General features: G+C 48.9%; 20 protein-coding genes. 6 read left to right on the top strand and 14 right to left on the bottom strand.

Translation table 11 applies throughout. The features are described 5' to 3' along the window. Nucleotides 1–114: 114 nt before the first annotated feature. The 10 genes from pepB to trmJ all read right to left on the bottom strand — a co-directional run bounded on the left by pepB (nucleotide 115) and on the right by trmJ (nucleotide 7,971). On the bottom strand, nucleotides 115–1,410 hold the full coding sequence (gene pepB / locus CWC46_RS09090; RefSeq protein ID WP_021016903.1) for an aminopeptidase PepB: 1,296 nt from the start codon (nucleotides 1,408–1,410) through the stop codon (nucleotides 115–117). A gap of 96 nt (nucleotides 1,411–1,506) precedes the next feature. Beyond that, complete coding sequence (gene iscX / locus CWC46_RS09085; RefSeq protein ID WP_021016904.1) at nucleotides 1,507–1,707, bottom strand: Fe-S cluster assembly protein IscX; 201 nt, start codon at nucleotides 1,705–1,707, stop codon at nucleotides 1,507–1,509. Between the two features lie 12 nt (nucleotides 1,708–1,719). Continuing rightward, nucleotides 1,720–2,055, bottom strand: a complete 336-nt coding sequence (gene fdx / locus CWC46_RS09080; RefSeq protein ID WP_021016905.1) for an ISC system 2Fe-2S type ferredoxin — start codon at nucleotides 2,053–2,055, stop codon at nucleotides 1,720–1,722. Nucleotides 2,056–2,057: 2 nt separating this feature from the next. Further along, on the bottom strand, nucleotides 2,058–3,908 hold the full coding sequence (gene hscA, locus CWC46_RS09075; protein ID WP_021016906.1) for a Fe-S protein assembly chaperone HscA: 1,851 nt from the start codon (nucleotides 3,906–3,908) through the stop codon (nucleotides 2,058–2,060). Between the two features lie 77 nt (nucleotides 3,909–3,985). Beyond that, nucleotides 3,986–4,504 carry a co-chaperone HscB gene (gene hscB / locus CWC46_RS09070; RefSeq protein ID WP_021016907.1) on the bottom strand — a complete coding sequence of 173 codons (519 nt, stop codon included), beginning with the start codon at nucleotides 4,502–4,504 and terminating at the stop codon, nucleotides 3,986–3,988. A gap of 93 nt (nucleotides 4,505–4,597) precedes the next feature. Beyond that, nucleotides 4,598–4,921: an iron-sulfur cluster assembly protein IscA gene (gene iscA / locus CWC46_RS09065; RefSeq protein WP_021016908.1), complete on the bottom strand. Its 324-nt coding sequence runs from the start codon at nucleotides 4,919–4,921 to the stop codon at nucleotides 4,598–4,600. A gap of 33 nt (nucleotides 4,922–4,954) precedes the next feature. Next, complete coding sequence (gene iscU / locus CWC46_RS09060; protein WP_021016909.1) at nucleotides 4,955–5,341, bottom strand: Fe-S cluster assembly scaffold IscU; 387 nt, start codon at nucleotides 5,339–5,341, stop codon at nucleotides 4,955–4,957. Nucleotides 5,342–5,364: 23 nt separating this feature from the next. Beyond that, nucleotides 5,365–6,579, bottom strand: coding sequence for an IscS subfamily cysteine desulfurase (locus tag CWC46_RS09055; protein ID WP_021016910.1), 1,215 nt, complete (start codon nucleotides 6,577–6,579; stop codon nucleotides 5,365–5,367). A gap of 53 nt (nucleotides 6,580–6,632) precedes the next feature. After that, nucleotides 6,633–7,127, bottom strand: a complete 495-nt coding sequence (gene iscR, locus CWC46_RS09050) for a Fe-S cluster assembly transcriptional regulator IscR (protein WP_021016911.1) — start codon at nucleotides 7,125–7,127, stop codon at nucleotides 6,633–6,635. Nucleotides 7,128–7,242: 115 nt separating this feature from the next. Further along, on the bottom strand, nucleotides 7,243–7,971 hold the full coding sequence (gene trmJ / locus CWC46_RS09045; protein WP_021016912.1) for a tRNA (cytosine(32)/uridine(32)-2'-O)-methyltransferase TrmJ: 729 nt from the start codon (nucleotides 7,969–7,971) through the stop codon (nucleotides 7,243–7,245). A gap of 123 nt (nucleotides 7,972–8,094) precedes the next feature. On the opposite strand from trmJ, the gene suhB reads away from it, so the two are divergent. From suhB to CWC46_RS09025, 4 genes are all read left to right on the top strand, one after another. Then, nucleotides 8,095–8,898 carry an inositol-1-monophosphatase gene (gene suhB / locus CWC46_RS09040; RefSeq protein ID WP_021016913.1) on the top strand — a complete coding sequence of 268 codons (804 nt, stop codon included), beginning with the start codon at nucleotides 8,095–8,097 and terminating at the stop codon, nucleotides 8,896–8,898. Nucleotides 8,899–9,047: 149 nt separating this feature from the next. Further along, nucleotides 9,048–10,172: an ABC transporter substrate-binding protein gene (locus tag CWC46_RS09035; protein WP_021016914.1), complete on the top strand. Its 1,125-nt coding sequence runs from the start codon at nucleotides 9,048–9,050 to the stop codon at nucleotides 10,170–10,172. Nucleotides 10,173–10,178: 6 nt separating this feature from the next. Then, nucleotides 10,179–11,258 (top strand): FecCD family ABC transporter permease, encoded by a 1,080-nt coding sequence (locus CWC46_RS09030; RefSeq protein ID WP_021016915.1) that lies wholly within the window; start codon nucleotides 10,179–10,181, stop codon nucleotides 11,256–11,258. Then, on the top strand, nucleotides 11,255–12,052 hold the full coding sequence (locus CWC46_RS09025) for an ABC transporter ATP-binding protein (RefSeq protein WP_021016916.1): 798 nt from the start codon (nucleotides 11,255–11,257) through the stop codon (nucleotides 12,050–12,052). The genes CWC46_RS09030 and CWC46_RS09025 overlap by 4 nt, the downstream gene beginning before the upstream one ends. Before the next feature lie 46 nt (nucleotides 12,053–12,098). On the opposite strand, the gene CWC46_RS09020 is transcribed toward CWC46_RS09025, so the two are convergent. From CWC46_RS09020 to glyA, 4 genes are all read right to left on the bottom strand, one after another. Next, nucleotides 12,099–13,160 (bottom strand): nickel/cobalt transporter, encoded by a 1,062-nt coding sequence (locus tag CWC46_RS09020; protein ID WP_416354398.1) that lies wholly within the window; start codon nucleotides 13,158–13,160, stop codon nucleotides 12,099–12,101. A 2-nt stretch (nucleotides 13,161–13,162) separates the two neighbouring features. After that, on the bottom strand, nucleotides 13,163–13,828 hold the full coding sequence (locus CWC46_RS09015) for a DUF1007 family protein (RefSeq protein WP_021016918.1): 666 nt from the start codon (nucleotides 13,826–13,828) through the stop codon (nucleotides 13,163–13,165). A 42-nt stretch (nucleotides 13,829–13,870) separates the two neighbouring features. Continuing rightward, on the bottom strand, nucleotides 13,871–15,019 hold the full coding sequence (locus tag CWC46_RS09010; protein WP_021016919.1) for a 3-phenylpropionate MFS transporter: 1,149 nt from the start codon (nucleotides 15,017–15,019) through the stop codon (nucleotides 13,871–13,873). Nucleotides 15,020–15,165: 146 nt separating this feature from the next. After that, nucleotides 15,166–16,419 carry a serine hydroxymethyltransferase gene (glyA, locus tag CWC46_RS09005; protein WP_021016920.1) on the bottom strand — a complete coding sequence of 418 codons (1,254 nt, stop codon included), beginning with the start codon at nucleotides 16,417–16,419 and terminating at the stop codon, nucleotides 15,166–15,168. 874 nt (nucleotides 16,420–17,293) lie between these two features. Between glyA and CWC46_RS09000 the strand changes: the two genes are divergently transcribed. Together CWC46_RS09000 and CWC46_RS08995 are read left to right on the top strand one after the other, a co-directional pair. Continuing rightward, the gene (locus tag CWC46_RS09000; RefSeq protein WP_021016921.1) at nucleotides 17,294–18,502 is read left to right on the top strand and encodes a polysaccharide lyase; all 1,209 of its coding nucleotides are present in this window, start codon (nucleotides 17,294–17,296) and stop codon (nucleotides 18,500–18,502) included. Nucleotides 18,503–18,575: 73 nt separating this feature from the next. After that, nucleotides 18,576–20,252: a GDSL-type esterase/lipase family protein gene (locus CWC46_RS08995; RefSeq protein ID WP_051391530.1), complete on the top strand. Its 1,677-nt coding sequence runs from the start codon at nucleotides 18,576–18,578 to the stop codon at nucleotides 20,250–20,252. Nucleotides 20,253–20,318: the final 66 nt, after the last annotated feature.

Genomic DNA, 20,318 nt, shown 5'->3' with positions numbered 1-20,318 from the left:
AGGCTGTTTCTCAATAAAAAATAACGCCAGATAACCTGTGATGATACTACGGTTCTCCGACGTCATTCTGCCAACAAGATCAAGGTCAGCCACACATAGCTGGCACTATTTTATTTAATCCGCTTTACTCAACAAGAAGTTGGCCAGTGTGCGTACCCCTAAACCGGTTGCTCCCGCTGACCACTGTTCTACGGCACTTTTACGATAAGTGGCGGAGCAATCGATGTGCAGCCAGCCTTGCTGATAGTTTTTCACAAAATAGGAGAGAAAAGCGGCAGCCGTGCTGGCACCAGCAGTATGTGCCGACCCAGCCACGTTGTTCAGCTCAGCAAAGCTGGAAGGCAAATGCTGACGGTGAAACTCTGCCAGCGGCAGACGCCAAAACGGTTCATTCTCTTCACGTGCACTGCTCATCAGCGAGTCTACCAGCGCATCATCAAAACTGAATAGCGCGTGATAATCATTACCCAATGCGGTTTTTGCTGCACCAGTCAACGTCGCACAGTCGATAATCCACTGTGGATTCTGTTCAGAGGCATCAATCAGACCGTCGGCCAGTACCAGACGACCTTCCGCATCGGTATTCATTACTTCCACCGTTTTACCGTTACGATAGCTGATAATATCACCCAGTTTGAAAGCATTACCGCTGACCATGTTATCCGCACAGCACAGGAACAATTTCACCCGTTGTTTCAAACCACGGGAAGCCGCCAGCGCCAGCGCGCCGGTCGCCAACGCCGCCCCACCCATATCAGACTTCATGGAATCCATGAAGCTGCTGCCCTTCAGACTATAGCCACCGGAATCAAAAGTAATTCCTTTCCCTACCAGACAGGCCAACACTGGCGCATCCGGGTTACCCGTTGGGTTGTAATCCAACGCCAGCAATACTGGTGAACGATCAGAACCACGGCCGACCGTGTGCAGGCCGGCATAGTTTTGCTCGCGCAAATCGTCACCTTTGGTAATGCGGTAGGACACCGAATCACAGTCCACGGCGCACAGTAGATCGATGGCTCGCGTCGCTAATTGTTCCGGTCCAAGATTCTCTGCCGGCAGGTTAATAGTATCGCGCACCCAGTCGATAATTTTCAGGCGACGATCCAGTTCCAGTTGCGCGGTTTCATCCAGCGGGGCCCAATCGACAATACATTTCCCTTTCGGCCCGCGGTAACCTTGCCAAAACGCCCAGCTACTTTCCAGATCCCAGCCTTCACCTGCCAGCTTGACGTGTTTAATACCCTGCCCGTCAATTTTTCGTGCCGCGCGCTGAATAGTATTCAGTGGAGCATCACCTGACAGATGAATGGTAAAGCTCTGTTCGTTGGCAGTTAACGTGGCTTTTTCGCCCCAGCGCGCATCAGCAGGTTGGTGGGAAAGGGTTATCAGCATAGTTTCGGTTGTCATAATAATGCTCCCAATTAGGCTCTTCTTTTATCAGGCCAGTTTTGCCAAAATGAAAAAGAAAAAAACGGGCCGCCAGATAGCAGCCCGCCATACGGGTTATTCAGCTTCATCCAGCCAGACCAGCAAAATTGCTTCCAGAATTTTTTCACTAGAAGACTCGGGCTGATCATCAAAATCATCTAATTCACAAATCCATTGGTGCATATCGGTGAAACGCACCGTTTTCGGATCAACATCAGGATAACAATCATAGAGCGCCTCACCAATAGCGCGGCTATCCGCCCATTTCAGCCCCATACTTTTCTCCTGTTAATGTTCGCGTGCGTGGTTAATCGTGTACCGTGGAATTTCCACCACCAGATCTTCATCGGTGACCCGCGCCTGACAACCTAAACGACTTTCTGGTTCCAGCCCCCAGGCTTTATCCAGCATATCGTCTTCATCCTCGGTACTTTCCGGCAACGAATCAAATCCTTCACGGACAATGCAGTGACAAGTGGTACAGGCACAGGACTTTTCGCAGGCATGTTCAATTTCAATACCATTGCGTAATGCAACGTCGAGAATGGTTTCACCACATTCTGCTTCCAAAACCGCCCCGTCTGGACATAAGTCCTGATGTGGCAGAAAAACAATCTTAGGCATACTTATACCTCATCCACGGAATGCCCGGCCAGCGCACGACGAATGGAAATATCCATCCTGCGGGCGGCAAATTCCTGGGTTTGTTGATCTACTATTTTAATGGCGGTCTCAATTGCTGCCGCATCTATTCCCTCTACAACCTGTTGCAGGTGCTGGGTTGCGGCATCAATTGCTGTTTTTTCGTCTTCAGTGAGCAAATCGGCATCTGATGCCAACGCACTGTTCAGGCTTTCCAATACACGTGTTGCCTCTACTTTTTGCTCTGCCAGCATACGAGCACTGATATCGTCTTGTGCGTTCATCATGGAGTCTTTAATCATGTCGGCGATTTCATCATCACTCAATCCATAAGATGGTTTCACTTGAATAGAGGCTTCCACACCCGTTGATTTTTCCATCGCCGTTACACTCAACAACCCGTCGGCATCAACCTGAAATGTAACACGAATATGGGCGCCCCCCGCGGGCAATGATGGGATCCCCCGCAGCGTAAAGCGCCCCAGCGACCGGCAATCCTGCACTAACTCACGTTCACCTTGCAGAACGTGAATCATCATGGCGTTCTGACCATCCTTAAACGTGGTAAATTCCTGAGCACGAGCAACGGGGATCGTGGTGTTACGCGGAATAATTTTTTCCACCAGCCCCCCCATCGTTTCCAGACCGAGGGATAATGGGATGACATCCAGCAGCAGCATTTCGCTGTCAGGCTTGTTACCCACCAGGATATCAGCCTGAATAGCTGCGCCGATGGCCACGACTTTATCCGGATCGATAGAGGTAAGCGGTGTTCGACCAAAGAACTCACCCACTTGTTCACGTACCAGTGGTACACGGGTCGATCCCCCGACCATCACCACTTCCTGCACCTCATCGAGGCTGATCCCCGCGTCTCTCAGCGTACGGCGGCAAGACAACAGCGTGCGCTTAACCCACGGCGCAATCAGCAGATTAAACTGTTTGCGCGTAATTTCACCCTGCCAGCCAGCAATAGATACCGGAACAGCGTCCTTCTCGCTAAGAGCAATTTTGGCGTTAATCGCCGCATTGATCAGCGATTGCTGCAGATGGTGATCGTCACGGTTGGTTATACCAGCCTGTTCCCGCAGCCACTCCACCAGCAAATGGTCAAAATCATCACCGCCCAGTGCAGAATCACCACCAGTCGCCAGGACTTCGAACACACCGCGGCTTAAGCGCAGAATAGAGATATCAAACGTGCCACCGCCAAGGTCATAAACCGCGATAACACCTTCCTGTCCTGAGTCCAGACCATACGCAATGGCAGCAGCAGTAGGTTCATTAAGCAGACGCAGCACATGCAATCCTGCCAGACGAGCCGCATCTTTGGTGCCCTGACGCTGCGCGTCATCAAAATAAGCCGGCACGGTGATCACCACGCCATCTGGCGTACCATCCAGCGCGACTTCCGCCCGCTGCGCCAGCGCGGATAAAATATCTGCCGATATCTGAACAGGATTTCGGTTGCCCGACGCCGTCTGAATCACGGGCAACCCGTTATCACTGGCGATAAAACGATAAGGAAGATGAGGATAACGTTGCTGAATATCAGCCAGTGAACGCCCCATCAATCGTTTGACCGAACTGATGGTGTTGACCGGATCATTGCCCGCCTGATTACGAGCATCCCAGCCGACCTGATGTCCTTGTGTATGGTAATACACAACCGAGGGCAGCAGTTCCCTACCTTCAGGATCAGGTAACGTTTGTGCCTCACCGCTGCGTACTGTCGCAACCAGAGAATGTGTAGTGCCTAAATCGATACCAACAGCCAAACGACGCTGATGTGGCGCCGTACTGAGTCCTGGCTCACTGATTTGTAATAAGGCCATATTGAGCTTCCATCAATTGGCTGGTGGGAAGGTCGATAAACTTATGTCGCCTATTGATTGCCCACCGGGATTAACACTTATCGCTCCAGCAAATGTTCTTCGAGTTGTTCAACCGTCTGCTGAAGCTTGTCAAAGAACCGTAGTTTACGTACGGTGTCCGCTGCCACGGCCCAGGACTCGTCATCCAGTTCGCGTTGCATCTGTTCGCTACGTTGATGGATCATACCATTCAGGCGATCGGAGAACGCCGACAACGCGATGTCTATATCTGATTGATGCTCGATAGCATCCAGTTCTTCGCGTAATTCCAGTTGTTCCATCAAAAACTCGGTATCCTGGAGCGTATGCTGTTCATTCATTAAATCGAAACCGTGCAAAGATAACATATACTCTGCACGTTTCAGCGGATGTTTCAACGTCTGGTAGGCATCATTGATCGTTGCCGCCTGTTGTAACGACATCATGCGTTCCCGTTCGGGACTGGCGGCAAAACGGTCAGGATGGAACTGACGCTGCAGTTCCTGATACCGGGAAACAAGCAGGCTGCCATCCACGTTATAGCGAATCGGCAGCCCGAATAAAGTAAAGTAATCCATAGCGTACTCTGAGAGTTGGAGATACTAACGCTTGGGTGGCTACTCCACAGAGCAGAGAAGCCACCAGAGATCGACCAATAACCCGCATGACGGTTAAACGTTAAAGCTTTCTCCGCAACCGCACTCGCTTGAAACGTTGGGATTATTGAATTTAAAGCCTTCGTTCAGCCCTTCCTTGACGAAATCCAGTTCGGTACCATCAAGATAGACCAGACTTTTGCCATCGATAATGACCTTAACGCCTTTGTCTTCGAACACCACATCGTCAGCGTCCAGTTCATCAACAAATTCCAGTACATACGCCATACCAGAACAGCCGGATGTTCTCACACCCAGACGCAGGCCCAGACCCTTGCCCCGGTTTACCATAAAGGCATTAACACGCTGCGCAGCACTGTCGCTCAGGGTAATCGACATACAACAACCTCTAAATTTTAACTTATATTACAATTAGTTAGCGTCATGTTTGCTTTTATAGTCTGCAATAGCCGCTTTAATAGCATCTTCAGCCAGGATAGAGCAGTGAATTTTTACTGGTGGTAATTCCAGTTCTTCAGCGATCTGGGTATTTTTAATCGCTTCTGCTTCACTAAGACTTTTGCCTTTGACCCATTCGGTTACTAACGAACTGGAAGCAATAGCCGAGCCACAACCATAGGTTTTAAAGCGGGCGTCTTCAATGATACCGTCATTGTTGACTTTAATCTGCAACTTCATCACATCACCACAAGCTGGTGCTCCGACCATGCCACTGCCGATGTTCGGATCGGCGTTGTCAAAAGATCCGACATTGCGCGGGTTTTCGTAGTGATCGATTACTTTTTCGCTGTAAGCCATAATTTAGTCCTGATTCCTGCGAATTAATGTGCGGCCCATTCGATGCTGCTAATATCTACACCCTGCTTGAACATTTCCCACAATGGAGAAAGATCGCGCAGACGACCAATAGATTTACGAACCAGCTTAATGGTGTAGTCGATTTCTTCTTCAGTAGTGAAACGACCCAGCGAGAAGCGGATCGAACTATGCGCCAGTTCATCACTCAACCCCAGCGCACGTAATACATAAGACGGTTCCAGGCTGGCTGAGGTACAGGCGGAACCGGAAGAAACCGCCAGATCCTTGAGCGCCATAATCAAGGACTCACCTTCCACATAGTTAAAGCTGACATTCAGGATATTCGGTGTTCCCTGCTCCAGGGAGCCATTCAGATAAACTTCTTCCATATCTTTGATGCCATTCCATAGGCGATCGCGTAGCGCTCGCAGACGAGCAGATTCCGTCGATATTTCTTCTTTGGCAATACGGTAAGCTTCACCCATACCAACGATCTGATGTACTGGCAACGTGCCGGAACGCATGCCGCGCTCGTGGCCGCCACCATGCATCTGCGCTTCAATGCGAATACGCGGTTTACGACGAACATACAGTGCGCCGATCCCTTTCGGGCCATAAATTTTGTGACCGGAAAAAGACATCAGATCAACTTTCAACTGACTCAGATCGATAGGCAGTTTGCCGACACTTTGAGTAGCATCCACATGGAAAACGATACCACGGCTACGGCACATTTCACCGATAGTCGCAATATCCTGTACCACGCCGATTTCGTTATTAACATGCATAATGGAAACCAGAATGGTGTCATCACGCATGGCCGCTTCAAGCACGTTCAGGTCAATAATTCCGTTACGTTGAGGAGCCAGATAAGTCACTTCAAAACCTTCGCGCTCTAACTGGCGGCAGGTATCCAGCACCGCTTTATGTTCAGTTTTGCTGGTAATGATATGCTTGCCTTTTTTCTGGTAGAAATTGGCAGCACCTTTGATAGCCAGATTATCGGATTCTGTCGCACCGGAAGTAAATACGATTTCACGCGGATCCGCGCCAACCAGCTCGGCAATCTGGTTACGGGCAATATCGACCGCCTCTTCTGCCTGCCAACCGAAACGGTGGGAACGGGAAGCCGGGTTGCCAAAAGTTCCGTCCAGGGTCAAAAACTGCATCATTTTTTCAGCTACACGCGGATCGGCTGGCGTTGTCGCTGAGTAGTCCAGATAAATAGGTAACTTCATTGCTCTTAAACTCCGTACATCACTTCAAAACGTGCAAAGCATCTTGTTTTATTTCAGGCGCGCAAATTAACGTTAATGGTGTCTTGTACGCGTCCGTTGGAGGTACGACGCGTATCTGCATCCTGACGATCCGCAACGTCCAGAATATCTTGGTTATTGACCAGTTCATCCAACGTAATGCTGTTAAGGAAATCGGTAATGCGATCACTCAAGTCACGCCACAAGGTATGCGTCAGACAGCGATCTCCCCCCTGACAACCTTCACGTCCTTGACAGCGAGTGGCATCCACCGATTCATCCACGGCAGAAATCACCGACCCCACCGCAATGTCGCTGGCGCTTTTACCCAACAGATAACCACCACCCGGTCCACGGACACTGGCCACCAGACCATGCTTACGCAGACGGGAAAACAGCTGCTCCAGGTAAGAAAGCGAAATTCCCTGACGCTCAGAAATATCAGCTAGTGGAACCGGGCCGTCTTTTGAGTGCAGCGTCACATCGAGCATGGCGGTAACGGCATAACGGCCTTTGGATGTCAGTCTCATGTTTGTGGTACCCGTAGATGAACATGTATTATAGAAACATGTATGGTCAAAACATAACGCGAGTTTGACATTCCCGAGTGTTTTAGTCAACTATTTGTCCGGGTAAACCACTCAACTACTCTTCAGGACGCGTTTTGTTAATCGAACTCAAGATCCCACGCAGAATATTCAGTTCCTGACTTTCCGGCCTGGCTCGGGTAAACAGACGGCGTAATTTATTCATCACCTGTCCCTGGTGCGCCTGCCGGATAAATCCGGTTTGATGCAACGTCTGTTCCAGATGCTGATAAAAACGCTCCAGATCATCCGCTAGCGGATATGGGCTATCTTCATGAACCGGTTCTTCAACCAGAAGACTATCCAGATAAGCCACGCGGATTTCATACGCCAGAATCTGAACTGCCATCGCCAGATTCAGTGAGCTGTATTCAGGGTTTGCAGGGATAGCGACATGGTAATGGCATTTTTGCAGCTCGTCATTGGTTAAACCAACGCGCTCCCGACCAAAGACAATAGCAACTGGTGCATGTTTCGCTTCAGCGACGCTGCGAACACCACACTCACGGGGTTCCAGCATTGGCCAGGGCAATGTTCGGGAACGGGCACTGGTTCCCACCACCAGACTACAGCCTTCTATAGCCTGATCCAGTGTATCGACAAGGGTCGCCTTACCAATCACATCGCTGGCACCCGCTGAAAGTGCTATAGCCTGTGAATCTGGTTTCACTAGCGGATTAACAAGATAGAGGTTACTTAACCCCATTGTTTTCATTGCCCTGGCGGCCGACCCCATATTGCCAGTGTGAGAGGTTTCAACCAAAACAACACGAATATTTTGTAGCATACGGACTCTATAGTAGTGCAAAACGGAAAATCGGATTAGATTAACACAAACTTAGATATTCTTCCTTTCCTCTGCTATACTGCGCGCCGCTTCCTGTTCTTTAACATTCTTGTGGACGATACCATGCATCCGATGCTTAACATCGCCGTGCGCGCTGCGCGTAAAGGCGGTAACCTGATAGCTAAGAATTACGAAACACCCGATGCCATAGAGGCCAGTCAGAAAGGCAATAATGATTTTGTCACCAACGTTGATCGCGATGCAGAAAAACTGATCATCGACGTCATCCAGAAATCTTATCCCCAGCACACCATCATTAGTGAAGAGTGTGGGGAACTGGCCGGTGAGGATCAGGATGTACAATGGGTTATCGATCCCCTGGATGGCACCACCAATTTCATCAAACGTCTGCCGCATTTTGCGGTTTCCATCGCTGTACGCATTAAAGGCCGCACTGAAGTCGCTGTGGTTTATGATCCTATGCGCAACGAACTTTTTACTGCTGCTCGTGGTCAGGGTGCGCAATTGAACGGCTACCGTTTACGCAGCAGCAATGCCAGGGATCTGGACGGCACTATTCTGGCGACCGGTTTCCCATTTAAACTCAAACAGCATAGCGCCAGCTATTTTCGTATTCTTGAAACGCTGTTCAGTCAATGTGCTGATTTCCGCCGTACCGGCTCTGCCGCGCTAGATCTGGCTTATGTCGCGGCTGGTCGTGTTGATGGTTTCTTTGAAATTGGATTAAAACCCTGGGACTTCTCTGGCGGTGAACTGCTGGTGCGTGAAGCTGGCGGTGTCGTGACCGATTTTGTTGGCGGTCATAACTATATCTCTTCCGGAAATCTTGTCGCCGGCAATCCACGAGTGGTTAAATCACTACTGTCGACCATTCGTGATAGTCTCAGTGACGCATTAAAGCGCTAATCTCCTCTCTCTCATGCCAGCCACTGCTGGCATGATGCATCCCCGTTATTTCTCCTTACATCTCATCGCTATTGAATGAATGCCTGTTTTTATATGATAATAATTATTATAATCATTCCATTTATGAGAGTAGGACGTTGGAAATAGCCATGTTAAAAAAATCATTGCGCCATGTCTTGTTGGTCGCTGCATTCACCACTTCTTTTGCCAGTTACGCCACACAATACCCCCTCACTATTTCCGACATTGCCGGACAAAAAGTCACTATCAAACAAGAACCCAAACGCATTGTGCTTCAGGATGGCCGCGATATCATGGCGCTGGCTCTGCTGGACAGGAATAACCCCTTTACCCGCGTAGTTGCCTGGAATAACCTGCCCAAAAAACAGGACACGGCCACCTGGGAATTGTTGAAAGGAAAATGGCCGCAATCCAGTGCCATCCTGGATATGGGATTTAGTGATAAAGGTAACGTTGAGCTGGAAAGTATTCTGTCCAAGCGGCCAGATTTGATGATTGCTCAACTGCGGGCCAAACCGGCACTGATGGAAAATGGCGTACTCAACAAACTCCACTCACTGCATATCCCAATTGTTTTTGTTGACTACGAAATTAACCCAGCCCAAAACACGGCGCCCAGCATTGACCTGTTAGGTAAAGTGCTGAACAAAGAAGCCAACGCCAAAGCCTATACCGACTACTACCGTCAACAGTTGTCTGATATTCAACGGGAAACGGCAACAATTCATCCTAAACCAAAAGTGTTTATCGAACCGATTGCCGGTAACAGTGATGCCTGCTGTTTTACCCATGCACATAATGGCTGGGGCGGATTGCTTGAAGCTATCGGTGCCGACAATATTGGTTCCGATATACTCCCGGGTGCAGCCGGCTTCGTTTCATTGGAAAAAGTGATCAGTGAAAAACCCGACACTTACATCATGACTGGCTCCAAACGCGGTAACGGTACCAGCAGAATACTGCCATTTGGTTATGGCGCGACCCAAGCAAGTATTACAACTCAGGCCGATATGCTGTTAAACCGTACCGGTATTCGTCAAATCCCGGCCGTTCAGGCCAAACACGTTTATGGTATTTATCATCAGTTTTATAACAATCCATACAATATTGTCGGTATGGAATATCTGGCAAAAGATGTTTATCCCAAACAATTTTCTTCACTGAATCCAGATGATACCTACCACTATATCGTGCGTCATTTTACCCACTTGCCTGACAGCAACTTTATCTTTACATGGAAACTGGCTGAGTAACTTGTCATGAGTGTAACTATCGAACCCAATATCAGCGGTATTCATACTGGCAACAGCGTGATAAATAGCTATCGACACATTATCCGTCACCGACTGATATTGCTGACGATTATACTGGCAGCGATTATCGGATCACTATTGCTGGATTTTGTAATGGGGCCATCAGGGCTCTCGCTTGACGTACTGTGGCAAACGCTGACTCATCCGGCTAACGCTGATGCCAGCACTCGGGTGATTGTCTGGGATATCCGTCTGCCATATGCGCTAATGGCCGTTACCGTTGGTTTGGCGCTGGGATTGGCTGGTGCGGAAATGCAAACTATTCTGAACAACCCGCTGGCCAGTCCATTTACTCTCGGCGTGTCTTCTGCCGCAGCATTTGGTGCGGCACTGGCAATTGTGCTAGGTATTGGTATTCCCGGTATTCCGGCGCAATGGTTTATCTCCGCGAATGCGTTTCTGTTTGCCTTGTTGGCTGCCCTACTGCTTGACGGTGTTACTCGCTGGACACAGGTAGCCACATCCGGCGTAATATTATTCGGTATCGCCCTGGTGTTTACCTTTAATGCACTGGTTTCCATGCTGCAATTCGTCGCCAACGAAGATACCCTGCAAGGCCTGGTGTTCTGGACTATGGGCAGTCTGGCCCGATCATCCTGGCAAAAACTGGGTATTTTGCTACTGGCATTGGCCATTATCATGCCGCTTTCCATGATGAGTTCATGGAAACTGACCGCATTACGACTGGGAGAAGACCGGGCGATCAGTTTTGGTATTAACGTCCGACGTCTGCGCCTTTCCGCGCTGTTGCGTATCAGTTTTCTGTCAGCACTGTCAGTCGCATTTGTTGGCCCTATTGGCTTTATTGGGTTGGTTGCTCCCCATATCGCCCGCATGGTTTTCGGTGAAGATCACCGTTTTTATTTGCCAGCCAGTGCACTGATCGGTGCGTTAGTGCTCTCCCTTGCTTCTATTGCGTCCAAGAATCTGCTCCCCGGGGCCATCATCCCAGTCGGCATCGTCACATCACTGGTAGGGGTTCCCTTCTTTCTAAGTATTATCCTGCGCCACCGGGGGAATGTATGAGTCAGCCACACACTGGGTTAGCCATTTCACATTTCCATGCAGGTTATCCGAAACGCCCGGTTATCACCGATCTGTCAGTTCCGTTACTACCGCGAGGAAAAATCACTGTATTACTGGGACCAAACGGCAGTGGTAAATCGACATTACTGCGCTCAATGGCGGGACTTAACCCGGCTAGCGGTGAACTACGGCTGGACGATGTTGACCTGATGCAATTGCCTTTTTCCCAACGGGCGGAAAAGGTCGTCTATCTACCACAATCGCTGCCTGCGGGGGTTCACCTGCATGTGCTGGAATCAGTTATTGTTGCACAGCGAGCTTCCGGTGGTCTGCATCATCCCTCAAATCACGATGAAGTCATGACCTTACTTAAACAGCTCGGTATTGAACATCTGGCACTGAGTTATCTCGACCAGCTATCCGGTGGGCAGAAACAACTGGTGGGCCTGGCGCAATCACTGGTCCGCCAGCCGTCGCTGCTATTATTGGATGAGCCACTCAGCGCGTTGGACCTTAACTATCAATTTCACGTGATGGATCTGGTGCGTCGTGAAACCCGTAGACGCAACATCATTACCGTGGTCGTGGTGCATGACATTAATATCGCATTGCGTCATGGCGACCATGCTCTGATGCTGAAAAACGGTAAACTGGTGGCCAGTGGGGAACCTTACGAGGTCATTAATACTGAGAGTCTGGCCACAGTGTATGGTGTGCGGGGAAGAATTGAACGCTGCTCACAAGGCATTCCACAGGTTATGATTGACGGTCTGGTTTCAGCCCCCACGATTTAAAAACCGTGTTAACCCCGTCAGTTTCACATTTTGTTGGCGGGGAGAACTAACCAGCAAATGGACGGATCCCGCCCATCAACGCTGGCTGGGTAATAAGATAAAGCAACACCCCAGAGCCAACCAATACTACACCGCCAGCCAGAGACAGCGTATACCAGACAATATGTTGCCAAATGACTGGTGTGTTATGACGATTCAACTTTTCAACCCACCGTCGGCAATAAAATACCAATACCGCCAACACAGAGACGGTTAATGCTGTGCCCAACGCCATCGTCAGCGCAGAGGCAACCCCCCAGCCGAACACCCCGATCACTTTGGCAAACAGCAACACCATAATTGCCCCGGAACAGGGACGTAATCCCATGGACAGAATAACCAGTAAACGGGTACGCAAGCCGCTATCACGTTCCAGCTCTTCGGGGGTAGGCATATGACGATGTCCACAACCACAATGTGCATCATGATGATGCACCGGGGATACTGGCTGGCGGAGAATATTCTTGGGAGTACGTTCCGTCATGATTGACGTCACGCGTTGGATACGAAAGACCGGCCGATTACGATAAGCGGAAACCAAAACGCCGATGAGACCTTTGCCCGCACGCAGGCAAAGCACGCACCCTAATCCGATCACCAGAATAAAACTGCCTTTTTCCATCCAGAATGTACTGATATGTAACGCATGACTGGAAAGCTGTAACACCGTGAGCACCAGCGTCACTAATACAATTGCAACCATGCCTTGCAGCATCGCGGCAGCAAAAGTCAGTTGCAGGCTGTTTTTCAGTTTAGACGGATGCGTTGCCAGATAGGTTGCAATCACAACTTTGCCATGACCTGGCCCTACGGCATGCAGCACACCATACACCAAGCTGAATACCATCAGGCTCAGTCCCGCACGGTGTGGTTGTGCCTTCACCAGCTCCATCAGTTGGGACATCTGCTGATGCAGTGATTTTTGCCACACAACGCTTCTCATCAAGACCTCGGGCCAATAAACAAAAGCTTCGCGTAATCCTACCGTTAACAATAACAAAAACAGCACCAGCGGCCATAAATTGAGAAGCCATCTAAAACGGGAGATTGGACGAATTGTTCCGGTCATGTTCATTGACATTGCAGCGTTACCTGTTGGGCAAACTGTTTGCCGAGCGAAACATCAGCCACCGGTTTACTACGTTTATCCAGTGACAGTGCATAGGCTTGTAGCGAGAGATTGGGTTTGGGTGTCCACAACGTGGTTTTACAATGTGATGCCAGTAATGGCGACACAGTAATAGCTTTTCCATCTTTATATGACATATCAACGAAATAAGTAGGATCGTAGGTTGATATTTGCAACGGTTTACCGGCTAGCGGCTGCGGATGGGCAAGCGGTAACACAAACTCCAGCACCGCCTGATTGCCTTTGCGGGAAAGACGGTATTCCGTCGGCACCGCAACATATTTCACTCGTTTACCATTGCGATACACGTCGGTGAAATAGTGTTGCCCCAGTACATTCGCCATCACTTGGGCTGCCAACTTTTTCCAGACGACTGAATCCTTGGTGGCATTTCCAGCATCGTACAACAGATCAGCCGAAGTAATGGCATCCATCGTCCAGTTCATGCGCAATCCTGTGATGTACCCATCCTGGCCTTCTACCGTGGTTTGCATATCAATAAAGCTGTGCGGATGTGCCAAAGCCTGCCGGGACAACAGCATCAACACGGCCATAAGCGCATATGTCATCCCGCGAGATGTAAAATTAAACACATTACAATAGGACATCTTTATCCTGACAACGGCCCAATATCAATTTTCCCCTCCACGTTATGCCTCTTGTTGGCTAACCGAAGGACGCAGAAAGAGTGGTGGAATCGCCAGCAACGCCATCACCCAGAAGGTTTTGCCGTGCAGATGTTCAAACAAAAAACCAGAAACCATGGTCATGATGGCAATACCACCGCCCATCGCCAACGCTGAATAGACTGCCTGCAAACGCAGCACATCTCCCCCGTTACGAGCAGATATAAACCGCATTGCCGCCAAATGGCAAACCGTAAACGTACCACAATGTAAAATTTGTATCACAATCAACCATGGCAACGCCACAGTAGCCCCCATCAACCCCCAGCGAATAACCCCGCAGATGGCAGACAGCAACAGAAGCTGACGGGATGACCAACGTCGGAACAGCTGATTATTCAGAGCAAAAATAACGATTTCCGCCACAACGCCCAATGCCCATAAATAACCGATAACCGAAGCTGAATATCCTGCGTCTTGCCAGTAAATAACGCTAAATCCATAGTAAGCGGCATGAGCCCCTTGCAGCAGTGCTACACAAATCAGCAACCGCCAGACTGGCGGTTCGGTCAACAGTATTTTCCAGGGCGTCACCGTGTCCGTGATTGTCGATTTCACGGATGCCATCGGCATAATGCTGGGGCGTAGCATCATACCCAACAGCATTGCCAGCAATCCGGCGCACAACGCAACCAATATGGCTTGATGTCCCCATACGGAGACCAATTGACCGGTAACGGCCGAACCAATGACAAATGCAAGCGACCCCCAAAGACGAACCCGACCATAATCCATCGTCATCTGTTTTTGCCAGGTTGCGGCCAGTGCATCCGTTAATGGTACTAATGGTGCAAAAAACAGATTAAATCCAACCATCACCAACATCAGCCACAACCAGGCATTACCCAGCCAAAACCCGGTGACACATAGGCCCGTCAGCAATGCGAGTCGCCGTAACACGCTAACCAACCGTGATGGATCCTTTACGCTGGGAGTAATGAAGAGACTACCGAGGAAGCGGGCAACCAGTCCGGCCCCTAACAGCATGCCAATGGTTTCTGCCGACCATCCTTCGCCTTTCAGCCAGCCTCCCCAGAATGGCAAGAAAATGCCATAACAAAAAAAGTAGGTGAAATAACTTAATGCCAGCCAACGCGTTGATTGCAGAATCATGTCTCCTCCCATTTTGGCTGATTACTCTGGCAGAGTGCACCCTATCGTGCAATGGTGATACATAAGCGAAGGAGAGAACGAAAAACGCCAGCATCGCAGCTGGCGTTTTTCAGATAGCGACCGGGCAAACCCCCGGTATCAGAATATTATGCGTAAACTGGGAAACGAGCGCAGATATCCAGAACTTTCTGTTTAGTACGTTCAATAACGGCTTCGTCATTGATGTTATCCAGTACATCACAGATCCAGCCAGCCAGTTCGCGAACTTCGGCTTCTTTGAAACCACGACGGGTCGCGGCAGGCGTACCGATACGAACACCGGATGTCACAAATGGGCTCTTCGGATCGTTAGGTACGCTATTCTTGTTCACGGTGATATTAGCGCGACCTAGTGCGGCGTCAGCCTCTTTACCGGTGATATTTTTACTCACCAGGTCCAGTAGGAACAGGTGATTATCTGTACCACCGGAGACCACGTTATAACCACGGGACAGCACAACTTCCACCATCGCCTTGGCATTCTTGGCCACCTGCTGCTGATAAACCTTGAACTCAGGCTCCATCGCTTCTTTCAGTGCTACCGCTTTACCAGCGATAACATGCATCAGCGGGCCACCTTGTCCGCCCGGGAATACAGCAGAATTCAGCTTTTTATACAGATCTTCACTACCACCGTAAGCCAAAATCAGGCCACCACGCGGACCCGCCAGGGTTTTGTGCGTTGTAGTGGTAACAATGTGTGCATGCGGAACCGGGCTCGGGTAAACGCCAGCTGCCACCAAACCAGCCACATGAGCCATATCAACAAACAGATAAGCACCGATGCTGTCAGCGATTTCACGCATTTTCGCCCAGTCAACAATACCAGAATAGGCAGAGAAACCACCGATGATCATTTTCGGCTGATGAGTACGCGCCAGCTCAGCCATTTCGTCGTAGTCAATTTTGCCATTGTCGTCGATACCATAAGGAATCACGTTATACAACTTACCAGACAGATTGACCGGCGAACCATGGGTCAGATGACCGCCATGTGCCAGATTCATCCCCAGAATCGTATCGCCCGGTTGTAGTAACGCGGTATAAACAGCGAAGTTGGCTTGAGAACCGGAGTGCGGCTGAACATTGGCATAATCTGCACCGAACAACGCTTTTGCACGATCAATCGCCAGCTGTTCTACTACATCAACATACTCGCAACCGCCGTAATAACGCTTCCCCGGATAACCTTCCGCATATTTATTGGTCAGCTGAGACCCTTGAGCCTGCATGACGCGGGGGCTGGTATAGTTTTCTGAAGCAATCAGTTCAATATGCTCTTCCTGACGCACCACTTCTTGCTGCATTGCTTGCCACAATTCGGCATCATAATCGGCAATGTTCATTTCACGCTTTAACATCCGCATCTCCTGACTCAGCTAACTTGCTATACGAAATCACCCTTTTGGGCACTGGTCTATAGTGTAAACCGTTTTAGACTGGTGAAGATAGGTCTTGACAGAGGTTTTTACGCAAACGATTAGCTACAGACAGCACAAGGCTTGTGACTGTTTTCCCGCTTCACTTTCAAACCGAGTTTTCCTCATTTTCAACCTGTGATTTTTTCATATTGTCACCCCTTTTATGAAATAAGGTCACCTTATCAGTGAACATTTACCGCGCTGCACGAGTTTATTAAAGCGCATTTAAAATACGTTAAAAGAGGTAACAATAACGAGACATCACCCGGCTAGATAACCACCCACCGCGTGCTTTTATCATCGGCTAATGAAATAGGTGTTCTCGTTACACTTATCCATCACGAATGCGTTGAGCCACATGAAGTACATTTCAAGTAATAATAACTATACCCACATCATAATTTCCCTTTGATAAGCCGCTATGCGGCTTGAGTTTGATGACAACGTCTCTATAGCGGCGATAATGAGAAGATCGTAAAGACGCTGCAAGTCCCTCCCTGTAAGCTCAAGCCGCGCCATCCCTGGCGCGGATGCTTTACTCTTCTCTCTCATTATCACCGTTCTGACGCTATACGTAGGTTTGTCAACGGTCTGAGCCGCTATGCGGCTTTTTTTATTGTTCATAAAAAATAAAATGTTATTACATCCATTGTTACTTCTCGTTACCGGTATCAGTCACAGTTTAGTAACGCTGAACATAAGCCAAACAATAAAACAGGGTTCGATCACAAAAAAATTTATTTCCATTAATAAAATATTATTTCATTTTATGTAAAAGATGATTTTAATTGTGCATCTATATAAGGAAATTACCATGAACAACACGAGTATGACTTCCGTTTCTAAAATGAAAGCCACAGGATGTTCCTCTTTTTCCTGTGGCGTGCTTACCACTTCAAAACATTTGCTGGCTACCATGATCACAGCCGCCGTAATGGTATCAAGCGCAAACGCAGCCAGCGTTCTTACCAGCGAAGCCCTTACTACAGCGCCTTCCGCTGGTTGGGCATCTCAGAGTGGTTCTACCACCGGAGGTGCCAAAGCCAGTTCATCCAATATCTATACCGCCAAAAATATCTCTGAATTCAAAACCGCACTGGCAAAAGGCAGTACGGCCAAAATCATCCAGATTACCAGTCCAATTGATATCAGTGGGGGCACAGCCTACACCAGCTCATCAGATCAGAAATCCCGCAGCCAACTCAGCATCCCCTCCAATACCACTATCATCGGTATTGGCAGCAAAGGCAAATTCACCAATGGTTCGTTAATTATCAAAGGCGTCAGCAACGTTATCGTACGTAACATCTATATCCAAACGCCGATCGATATCGCGCCGAAATATGAAGATGGTGATGGCTGGAATGCTGAATGGGATGCCATGAACATTGATAACTCCGATCATGTATGGGTTGACCATGTCACTATTACTGATGGCAGCTTTACAGATGATCAATATACGACGAAAAACGGCGAAACCTATGTGCAGCACGATGGTTCACTGGATATCAAAAAAGGGGCCGACTACATCACCGTATCCAATAGCCGCTTTGAATTACACGATAAAACCATTCTGATTGGCCACAGCGATAGCAACTCCTCACAGGATAAGGGAAAACTGCACGTTACCTTCTTTAACAACGTGTTTGACCGTGTGACTGAGCGTACCCCACGCGTTCGCTTCGGGAATATCCATGCATTCAACAACGTCTATTTAGGGGACAAAAAACACGCAGTCTACCCTTATCTCTATAGCTTCGGTATCGGTACCAGTGGCAGTCTGCTTTCTGAAAAAAATGGATTTAATATCAGTAACCTCACTGATAAATGCAAGATTGTAAAAAACTTTAATGGCACCATTTTCTCAGATAAAGGTTCTATCTTTAACGGCAGCTCAGTCGATCTGTCCAGCTGTGGATTCACTGCCTATTCATCAACAATCCCTTACAGCTATACGGCGAAAACGATGACCACCAGTTTGATGACGACCATCAACAATAATGCCGGATACGGTAAATTATAAGCATGTACAACAGACGGCCACTTTCATCAGTGGCCGTTTTTATCCTGAACAACATAAGAGAAAAACAATAATCATGTTGAAACACGTTTCAGGTGAACAAATATTCCCTTTGCTTATCCTGGCCTGTAGCCATTACGTTCAGGCAGACATACTCTCGTCTACAGCAATTCCAGTATCAGCCAGTCAGCAGAACCCGTTATCTTCCGAAGCCGTTTTCCCTACGACAACGCTAAAGCCGCATACCCGTCTCAGTGGAATGGTTGCACATCGCGACATGATTTATCCGGCTACCGTCACTATCAAAGATCAGCAAGGAAAAATCCGCCAGGTGAGGACAAATAACCACGGGCGTTACCATGCAGACGTTTCCGATATGTTGGCGCCATTACGACTGTCTGCCATTGAAACGGGAGGGGAAAATTGTTTACTGAGTAACAAACCACGAGCAATCTGTCTGAGCGCATTGGTGCCCATTCCCATTGAAGGTCAGGAAAATATCATTAATATCAATCCACTGACTGATCGCATTGCTTCAGATGTCGCTACCGCTACGGGGTATATCGGGCCACAGCAACTTATTGATGATGCCATCTTGCCAGCGCTCAAAACCAGCGCGTGGGAAAGTGCCTATTTAGCATTTCATAACGGATTTGATAACGCACTAAAACAGGCAGGTATTACCGCACCAGAACAGTTTGACCCGCTGAAATACACAGCAGATCAACGCCAGGCAGTAGAACGAGTTCTGCAAGTGATTAATCATGCCCGTAACTACCACAACAATACCGGACAAGCCGGACATACCGTATTAACCGATATTGCCTTCCGCCCGATTGTTGGCCTCAACGCGCAGGGTAGCTATGAACCTCTGGATTACACTTTCGCACACCAGCGGCTCGATGCACTCAAAAAAGCCAGCGTGCGAATCTTTATTGTCGGTGACTCCACTGCGGCCACTTATGAGAAGGCGCGCTTTCCACGTATGGGATGGGGACAGGTATTTGAACAACAATTTCGTCCCGCCAGCAACGTTAAGGTTGTCAATGGTGCCCGTTCAGGCCGTAGCTCTCGTGATTTTTATAATGAAGGCTGGTTCCGGCAGATGGAACCATTCATGCGGCGCGGCGATTACATGTTCATCAATATGGGACATAACGATCAGAACTGTAACGGCAGCAAAGCAGTTCGTGGCATAGCTGATGTCGAGAACTTGTGCACTTATCCCAATAACGCGGCCGGCAAACTGCAATACCCCGCAGGGAAACCCGATATGTCGTTCCAGATGTCACTAAAGCGCTATATCCGCTATGCACAGCAACATCACATGACGCCAGTTCTACTGACACCGACGACACGAGTAAAAAATGCGGCAGGCAAAAGTGGTACGCCAGTCGTTCACAGCCATTTTACTCGTCAAAACGCCGCTGACGGATATGCCTTCGTTGGGGATTACAGCCAAACGATCAAAGATACCGCCAAAGATACTCAAATCCCGCTATTAGATATAGAAACAGTAACCATTGCGTTAGCCAATCAGCATGATGGTACGCAGTGGCAGCAATACTGGCTGGCCGTTGATCCGGTTATCTACCCCTATTATCAGGATCAAAGCGGTAGTCTAAGCAAACCCGACACAACCCACTTCCAACAGAAGGGCGCGATAGCGGTATCCACCATTGTGGCTGATGCCATACGTCATACGCCGGAACTGCACACACTGGCAGAAAAGCTTGTTCAAAACGTTCATTAATGATGCGGTTTCTGCCCGTTGTTTCCTGCGGGGGAAGAGCAGTTGAATTCTGAAAACACTAACTCA

The sequence above is a fragment of the Prodigiosinella confusarubida genome (genome assembly GCF_002847015.1).
Lineage (GTDB): Bacteria > Pseudomonadota > Gammaproteobacteria > Enterobacterales > Enterobacteriaceae > Prodigiosinella > Prodigiosinella aquatilis.
The sequence above is the reverse complement of the archived record's forward strand: the minus strand, read 5'-3'. Positions and strand labels throughout refer to the sequence as shown.

Coding starts and splice junctions, on each gene's coding strand:
- CWC46_RS09015 (WP_021016918.1), bottom strand. CDS start 13,828: ATGTCCTATTGTAATGTGTTTAATTTTACATCTCGCGGGATGACATAT.
- CWC46_RS09055 (WP_021016910.1), bottom strand. CDS start 6,579: ATGAAGTTACCTATTTATCTGGACTACTCAGCGACAACGCCAGCCGAT.
- glyA (WP_021016920.1), bottom strand. CDS start 16,419: ATGTTAAAGCGTGAAATGAACATTGCCGATTATGATGCCGAATTGTGG.
- pepB (WP_021016903.1), bottom strand. CDS start 1,410: ATGACAACCGAAACTATGCTGATAACCCTTTCCCACCAACCTGCTGAT.
- trmJ (WP_021016912.1), bottom strand. CDS start 7,971: ATGCTACAAAATATTCGTGTTGTTTTGGTTGAAACCTCTCACACTGGC.
- hscA (WP_021016906.1), bottom strand. CDS start 3,908: ATGGCCTTATTACAAATCAGTGAGCCAGGACTCAGTACGGCGCCACAT.
- CWC46_RS09025 (WP_021016916.1), top strand. CDS start 11,255: ATGAGTCAGCCACACACTGGGTTAGCCATTTCACATTTCCATGCAGGT.
- suhB (WP_021016913.1), top strand. CDS start 8,095: ATGCATCCGATGCTTAACATCGCCGTGCGCGCTGCGCGTAAAGGCGGT.
- iscA (WP_021016908.1), bottom strand. CDS start 4,921: ATGTCGATTACCCTGAGCGACAGTGCTGCGCAGCGTGTTAATGCCTTT.
- fdx (WP_021016905.1), bottom strand. CDS start 2,055: ATGCCTAAGATTGTTTTTCTGCCACATCAGGACTTATGTCCAGACGGG.
- CWC46_RS09035 (WP_021016914.1), top strand. CDS start 9,048: ATGTTAAAAAAATCATTGCGCCATGTCTTGTTGGTCGCTGCATTCACC.
- CWC46_RS09000 (WP_021016921.1), top strand. CDS start 17,294: ATGAACAACACGAGTATGACTTCCGTTTCTAAAATGAAAGCCACAGGA.
- iscR (WP_021016911.1), bottom strand. CDS start 7,127: ATGAGACTGACATCCAAAGGCCGTTATGCCGTTACCGCCATGCTCGAT.
- CWC46_RS09020 (WP_416354398.1), bottom strand. CDS start 13,160: ATGACCGGAACAATTCGTCCAATCTCCCGTTTTAGATGGCTTCTCAAT.
- iscX (WP_021016904.1), bottom strand. CDS start 1,707: ATGGGGCTGAAATGGGCGGATAGCCGCGCTATTGGTGAGGCGCTCTAT.
- CWC46_RS08995 (WP_051391530.1), top strand. CDS start 18,576: ATGTTGAAACACGTTTCAGGTGAACAAATATTCCCTTTGCTTATCCTG.
- iscU (WP_021016909.1), bottom strand. CDS start 5,341: ATGGCTTACAGCGAAAAAGTAATCGATCACTACGAAAACCCGCGCAAT.
- hscB (WP_021016907.1), bottom strand. CDS start 4,504: ATGGATTACTTTACTTTATTCGGGCTGCCGATTCGCTATAACGTGGAT.
- CWC46_RS09030 (WP_021016915.1), top strand. CDS start 10,179: ATGAGTGTAACTATCGAACCCAATATCAGCGGTATTCATACTGGCAAC.
- CWC46_RS09010 (WP_021016919.1), bottom strand. CDS start 15,019: ATGATTCTGCAATCAACGCGTTGGCTGGCATTAAGTTATTTCACCTAC.